The sequence below is a fragment of the Arthrobacter sp. 01N444 genome, from assembly GCF_056399305.1.
Genome location: NZ_JBFTRB010000022.1, coordinates 74,719 through 82,248 on the forward strand (window position 1 = coordinate 74,719; position 7,530 = coordinate 82,248).

General features: G+C 68.0%; 5 protein-coding genes. All 5 read left to right on the top strand.

Annotation, left to right across the window (positions count from 1 at the left end; all coding sequences use genetic code 11):
- Positions 1-34 precede the first annotated feature (34 nt).
- Positions 35-2,956, top strand: a complete 2,922-nt coding sequence (gene gcvP, locus AC1DKN_RS19380; protein ID WP_476872226.1) for an aminomethyl-transferring glycine dehydrogenase — start codon at positions 35-37, stop codon at positions 2,954-2,956.
- Positions 2,957-2,968: 12 nt separating this feature from the next.
- Entirely contained in the window at positions 2,969-4,117 is a 1,149-nt protein-coding gene (gene gcvT / locus AC1DKN_RS19385; protein WP_476872227.1) for a glycine cleavage system aminomethyltransferase GcvT, read from the top strand.
- Positions 4,118-4,637: 520 nt separating this feature from the next.
- Positions 4,638-5,021: a glycine cleavage system protein GcvH gene (gene gcvH / locus AC1DKN_RS19390; protein ID WP_230007215.1), complete on the top strand. Its 384-nt coding sequence runs from the start codon at positions 4,638-4,640 to the stop codon at positions 5,019-5,021.
- A complete protein-coding gene (gene glyA / locus AC1DKN_RS19395) occupies positions 5,018-6,364 on the top strand; it encodes a serine hydroxymethyltransferase (RefSeq protein WP_476872228.1) in 1,347 nt (448 codons plus the stop codon). The genes gcvH and glyA overlap by 4 nt, the downstream gene beginning before the upstream one ends.
- A gap of 174 nt (positions 6,365-6,538) precedes the next feature.
- The coding region (locus AC1DKN_RS19400) for an L-serine ammonia-lyase (protein ID WP_476872229.1) at positions 6,539-7,530 on the top strand (992 nt) is incomplete at its 3' end.

The window sequence follows — 7,530 nt, forward strand, 5'->3', positions numbered from 1 at the left end:
GAATCAATGTGGCGTACCCTGCGCCGCCTGAGTTATGGAGTTCCTTGTGACTGTTACCCCAGCCTCCACGTCCTTCGTTGACCGGCATATCGGCGCGCGCCGCCAGGCCGACGTCGACGCCATGCTGAAGGCTGTCGGCTACGACACCGTCGACGCCCTGGTGGACACCGCCGTTCCGAAGGACATCCGCCAGGACGCCGACCTCGCGCTCGCCGCGGCCCTGAGCGAGGTCGAAGTCCTCGCCGAGCTGCGCAAGCTGGCGTCGAAGAACAAGACTGCCGTGCAGATGATCGGGCAGGGCTACTACGACACGCTCACCCCGCCGGTGATCCGCCGCAACATCCTCGAAGCCCCGGCCTGGTACACCGCGTACACGCCCTACCAGCCGGAGATCTCCCAGGGCCGGCTGGAGGCGCTGCTGAACTTCCAGACCATGGTCCAGGACCTGGTCGGCCTGCCGATCGCCAACGCCTCCCTGCTGGATGAAGCCACCGCCGTGGCCGAGGCCGTGCTGATGATGCGCCGCGCGAATAAGAACAAGACGGCGCACGACGGCAAGACCGTCCTCGACGCCGACTGCCTGCCCCAGACCATCGCGATCGTCAAGGGCCGCGCCGAGGCCCTCGGCTTCGAGGTCGAGGTCGCCGACCTCTCCAAGGGCCTGCCCGACGGCGTCATCAACGGCGTCGTCCTGCAGCAGCCGGGCGTCTCCGGCCGCGTGTTCGACCACACCGCCGTGATCGCCGACGCCAAGGAACGCGGCGCCCTCGTCACCGTCGCGGCAGATCTCCTCTCCCTGACCCTGATCACGTCCCCGGGCGAGCAGGGCGCTGACATCGCCGTCGGATCCGCCCAGCGCTTCGGCGTGCCGCTGTTCTTCGGCGGACCGCACGCTGCCTACATGGCCGTCCAGAAGGGGCTCGAGCGCTCCATGCCCGGCCGCCTCGTGGGTGTCTCCAAGGACAACGCCGGCGTTCCCGCCTACCGCCTGGCCCTGCAGACCCGCGAGCAGCATATCCGCCGCGAGAAAGCCACCTCCAACATCTGCACCGCCCAGGCCCTGCTGGCCATCGTGGCTTCCTTCTACGCCGTCTACCACGGCCCGGACGGGCTGAAGGCAATCGCCCAGTCGGTCCACGTCCACGCGAAGACCATCGCCGCCTCCCTGAAGGCCGCCGGCCTGGATGTGCTGCACACCTCCTTCTTCGACACCATCACCGTCTCCGTGCCGGGCCGGGCAGCTGAGATCATCGCGGCAGCCGACGCCAAGGGCGTCAACCTGCGCGCCATCGACGCCGACACCGTCGGCATCTCCGCCGACGAGGCCACGACGGTTGCCGTCGTCGCCGACGTCATAGCCGCGTTCGGCGCGTCCGTGACTGCCGCGGCTGCAGGCACGGACACTGCGTTCGGCCTGGACCCCGCCGTCGAGCGCACCTCCGACTACCTGCAGCACCCGGTGTTCAACACGCACCGTTCCGAGACCCAGTTGCTGCGCTACATCCGTCGCCTCTCGGACCGCGACCTTGCCCTGGACCGGACCATGATCCCGCTGGGGTCGTGCACCATGAAGCTGAACGCCACCGCCGAGATGGAAGCCATCTCCTGGCCGGAGTTCGCCTCCATCCACCCGTTCGCCCCGGAATCCCAGACCGCCGGCTGGCGTGAACTGATCGAGGACCTCGAAGGCCAGCTGACCGAGATCACCGGCTACGACCAGGTCTCCATCCAGCCCAACGCCGGTTCCCAGGGCGAGCTCGCCGGGCTGCTGGCGATCCGCGGCTACCACCTCTCCCGCGGCGATGCCCAGCGCAACGTCTGCCTGATCCCGGCCTCCGCGCACGGCACCAACGCCGCCTCCGCCGTGCTGGCCGGCATGAAGGTCGTGGTCGTGGCCACGGCTTCGGACGGCACGATCGACCACGCGGACCTGACCGCCAAGATCGAGCTGCACAAGGATGCGCTGTCCTGCATCATGATCACCTACCCGTCCACGCACGGGGTGTACGACGCCGATGTCCGCGAGGTATGCGACGCGGTCCACGCCGCCGGCGGCCAGGTCTACATCGACGGCGCCAACCTCAACGCCCTGGTCGGGCTGGCCCAGCCCGGCATGTTCGGCGGCGACGTCTCGCACCTGAACCTGCACAAGACTTTCTGCATCCCGCACGGCGGCGGCGGACCGGGCGTCGGCCCGGTCGCGGCCAAGGCGCACCTGGCCCCGTTCATGCCGGGCAACGCTGCTGATCCCGCCAACGGCGCCGACGGCACCCCGATCTCCGCCTCCCGCTACGGCTCGGCCGGCGTGCTGCCGATCTCCTGGGCCTACGTGAAGCTGATGGGCGGCCGCGGCCTCACCGAGGCGACCAAGTCCGCGCTGCTCGCGGCGAACTACATCGCGGCCCGCCTCAACGACTCCTTCCCGGTGCTCTACACCGGCGAAGGCGGCCTGGTGGCCCACGAGTGCATCCTGGACCTGCGCGAACTCACGGCCAAGACCGGCGTGACCGCCGAGGACGTGGCCAAGCGCCTGATCGACTACGGCTTCCACGCCCCCACCCTGGCGTTCCCGGTGGCCGGCACCCTGATGGTGGAGCCCACCGAATCCGAGGACCTGGGCGAGATCGACCGCTTCATCACGGCCATGGTCGCCATCCGCGCCGAGATCGACCAGGTGGCCAACGGCGATTTCACCGTGGAGCACAGCCCGCTGCGCAACGCCCCGCACACCGCCGCTGCCGTGATCAGCACCGACTGGACCCGCGAGTACCCGCGTGAGCAGGCCGTCTTCCCGGTCCACACGCTCAAGCAGGACAAGTACTTCCCGCCCGTCGGCCGCATCGACGGCGCAGCCGGGGACCGCAACCTGATCTGCTCGTGCCCGCCCCTCGAGGCCTTCGAAGAAGACACAGCAGTCCACTCCGACGACTCCGCCAACTCCGACTCTGACAGCTAGGGACAGCCACCGATGAATGAGAATTACACGGCACTTTACGAAGAGCACAAGAAGCTCGGCGCCTCCTTCACGGACTTCGGCGGCTGGCAGATGCCGCTGAAGTACAGCTCCGAACTCGCCGAGCACCACGCCGTCCGCAAGTCCGCGGGCCTGTTCGACCTCTCCCACATGGGCGAAGTCTGGGTCACCGGCCCCGACGCCGCAGCCTTCCTGGACTACGCCCTCGTGGGCAAGATCTCGGCGATGGCCATTGGCAAGGCCAAGTACTCGCTGATCTGCAACGAGGACGGCGGCATCATCGATGACCTCATCACCTACCGCCGCGGCGACCAGAAATTCCTTGTGGTCCCCAACGCCGGCAACGCGAAGGTCGTCGCCGCGGCCCTGGCCGAGCGCGCCGGTTCCGGAAAGGACGGCGGATTCGACGTCACCGTCCAGGACGCCTCTGCTGAGACCTCGCTGATCGCCGTGCAGGGACCCAAGGCCCAGGAGATCCTGCTGCGCCTGGTCCCCGCCGCGCAGCACGAGCTCGTCACCGGCCTGAAGTACTACGCCGCCGTGGACGTCCCGTTCATGTTCGCTGGAGCCAGCCAGGACCTCCTGCTGGCCCGCACCGGCTACACCGGTGAAGACGGCTTCGAGATCTTCGTCGCGAACGACGCCGCCGCCGCCCTCTGGCAGGCGCTCGTCGCCATCGCAGAGGACGGCGAGCTGACCCCCGCCGGGCTCGCGTCCCGCGATTCGCTCCGTCTCGAGGCCGGCATGCCGCTTTACGGCAACGAGCTCTCCCTGGAGGGCGATCCGTTCGCCGCCGGCCTGGGCCCCGTCGTCGCCCTGTCCAAGGAAGGCGACTTCATCGGCAAGGCCGCCTTGGCCGCCAAGAAGGAAACCGGCGCCGGCGCCACGACGGGCCGCAAGCTCGTCGGGCTCAAGGGCCTCGGGCGCCGGGCCGGCCGCGGCCACTACCCGGTCCTCAAGGACGGCAACGTCGTCGGCGAAGTCACCTCCGGCCAGCCCAGCCCGAGCCTCGGCTACCCGGTCGCGATGGCCTATGTCGACGTCGAATTCACCGAGCCCGGCACCGCACTGGACATCGACCTCCGCGGCAAGGCCGAACCCTTCGAAGTTGTCGCACTGCCTTTCTACAAGCGCCAAAAGTAGCCGAAGCTGTCCCGGGGGCTGCGTGACTGTGGTTGCGTCAGCCCGTCGGACCCGGCATCCTCTGCATGCTCGGTCGCGAAGACGCCCGCTGAGCGGACGTAACGCTCCCTTAGACGCATGCTCCCGGATGTCGGGCCCGAAGGGGCCCTGCAGCTCACCTCGGGTTCAACTCACCTCGAGTTCCAAGCGTCGTTTGGGGCGCCTTCGAAAGCAAAAGTGCTGGGGGATGTAGCGCCTGCCGCGGGGTAGGACTGTCCCAAGCCCGATCATTGGGGGTTGAGCTTGATGACACCCTTGAAGCCTCGGAGCACCCCGGCTCTGGAAGATATCGAAAAGCCACTGTTTCTTCCGGGGAAACGGCTGGCCCCAAAAACTGAACTGAATAGCGCCGGGTGAGGGGATTCCGGAAGCGTGCGTCTAAGCGAGGGACGAGCGAGCACGCGGAGGAATTGCCTCATCCGCCACCCAACCCACCACAATTGTTGTGGCCCACGACTTTTCAAACGTAAAGGAAAAACACATGGCAAAAGTTGCCCCTGAACTGCAGTACTCCGACGAGCACGAGTGGGTTGCCCGCGAGGCCGGAAACGTTGTTTCCATCGGCATCTCCGCCGTCGCCACGGATGCCCTCGGCGACATCGTCTACGTTGACCTGCCGGAGGTCGGCTCCGCCGTGACCGCGGGGGAGACCTGCGGCGAGGTCGAATCGACCAAGTCCGTCTCGGACCTCTACGCCCCGGTCACGGGCGAGGTCACCGAAATCAACCCCGCCGTCGTCGATGACCCCGCGCTGATCAACAGCGACCCGTACGGTGCCGGCTGGCTCTTCAAGGTCGCTGCCGAGTCCGACGGCCCGCTGCTTTCTGCCCAGGAGTACGCGTCCAAGAACGGTGGCGAGCTGTGAGCGGCGCAACGGCGGCCGCGGGCACCCAGACGCTGGCGTTTGAGCAGGTCGTTTCGCCGAGCCTGGACGCGGACCTGTCCGCGCTGGATCCGGAGATCGCCGCGAAGATCGACGCCGAACTGACCCGGCAGCGGGACGGTTTGGAGATGATCGCCTCGGAGAACCACACCGCCAAGGCTGTGATGCAGGCGCAGGGCTCCGTGCTGACCAACAAGTACGCCGAGGGCTACCCGGGCAAGCGCTATTACGGTGGCTGCGAGCACGTTGATGTGATCGAACAGCTCGCGATCGATCGGGTCAAGGCCCTGTTCGGCGCGGGGTACGCCAACGTGCAGCCGCACTCCGGCGCGCAGGCCAACGCCTCCGTGATGCATGCCCTGATCCGGCCGGGCGACACCATCATGGGCCTGAACCTGGCGCACGGCGGGCACCTGACGCATGGCATGCGGATCAACTTCTCCGGCCGGCTCTACAACGTGATCCCGTACCAGGTCCGTGAGGAGGACCACCGGATCGACATGGCCGAGGTCGAGGCCCTGGCCCTGGAGCACAAGCCGGCGCTGATCGTTGCCGGCTGGTCCGCGTACGCCCGGCAGCTGGACTTCGCCGAGTTCCGCCGGATCGCCGACTCGGTGGGCGCCTACCTGATGGTGGACATGGCGCACTTCGCCGGGCTGGTCGCGGCCGGGCTGCACCCGTCCCCGGTCCCGCACGCGCACGTCACCACCTCCACGACGCACAAGACCCTTGCCGGTCCGCGCGGCGGCATCATCCTGTCCAACGACGCCGAGATCGCCAAGAAGATCAACTCCGCGGTGTTCCCCGGCCAGCAGGGCGGGCCGCTGGAGCACGTCATCGCGGGCAAGGCCGTGGCGTTCAAGATCGCCGCGTCCGAGGAGTTCAGGGAGCGCCAGGAACGCGTCCTGGCCGGCGCCCGGATCCTCGCCGAGCGCCTGGTCCAGCCGGACGTGACCGCCAAGGGCATCAACGTGATCTCCGGCGGCACCGACGTGCACCTGGTCCTGGTGGACCTGCGCGAGTGTGAGCTGAACGGGCAGGAAGCCGAGGACCGGCTCGCGGCGATCGACATCACCGTCAACCGCAACGCTGTGCCGTTCGATCCGCGCCCGCCGATGGTCACCTCCGGGCTGCGGATCGGCACCCCGGCGCTGGCGACCCGCGGCTTCGGCGAGGCGGCCTTCGCCGAGGTTGCCGACATCATCGCCGAGGCTTTGATCGCCGACGCCGGCGCGGACCTCTCCGGTCTCCGTTCCCGGGTGGAGGCCCTCGCCGCCGCCCACCCGCTCTACCCCTCGGTTGAAAACCTCGCCCAGGCGACGTAAGACTGAAGTAGCAGCAGTACAGAACTAACAGCAGTACAGATCACGACGCCGGGTTGCCGCCACAAGCCGCCGCCCGGCGTCGTGCATCCGGCATGCGGCCGCCAACCAGCGCCCGCAGCGCCTTCCGGCAGGACCCTCTGCCGGGCCACAGCAAGACCTAGTTAGGAACCGACAATGGCTGTTGGAGTCTTCGACCTCTTTTCCATCGGAATAGGGCCATCCAGCTCACACACCGTGGGGCCCATGCGGGCCGCCGCCCTCTTCGCCGAGGAACTCAAGGCCTCCGGGAACCTGGAGAAGGTAGCGTCGCTGCGCGTGGACCTGTACGGTTCCCTGGCCGCCACCGGCCACGGGCACGGCACCATGACCGCGATCCTGCTCGGCCTGGAAGGCTTCCACCCCGAACTGATCCTGCCCGAGGAAGTGGAGGAACGGCTGGCCACGATCGCTGAGACCGGCACTCTGCAGCTGGCCGGCTCGGTCGCCCTGCCGTACGGGGTGAAGGACATGATCCTGCGGCCGCTGACCATCCTGCCCCGGCACACCAACGGCATGACGTTCACGGTCTCCGGCGCCGAAGGCGAAGTCCTCCACCGCGCCACGTTCTTCTCCGTCGGCGGCGGCTTCATTGTCCGCGAGGGCGAGGAGGACGCGGCCCTGAAGGAACTCGACGAGTCGAAGAAGGAACTGCCGCTGCCGTTCCGCACGGCCGCGGAACTGCTGGGCCGCTGCCAGTCCAAGGGCCTCTCGATCGGGCAGATCATGTTCGTCAACGAGCGCGCCTCCCGCACCGAAGCGGAAATCCGCGACGGGCTGCTGCACATCTACTCGGTGATGGAAGGCTGCGTCGAGGTCAGCCTCAAACGCACCGGGCTGCTGCCCGGCGGGCTCAAGGTCCGCCGCCGGGCCCCGGACTGGCACGAACGGCTCATGAAGGAAACCCGCGGACAGGACCCCGACTACCGGGACCCGAAGTACTGGCAGGAATGGGTCAACCTGATCGCGCTGGCCGTAAACGAGGAAAACGCCTCCGGCGGCCGCGTCGTCACCGCCCCCACGAACGGCGCCGCCGGCATCATCCCGGCCGTGCTCTACTACGCGCTGCACTTCGCCCCCGGCATGGACCAGGCCACCCAGGCCGACCGGGACGAGACGATCGTCAGGTT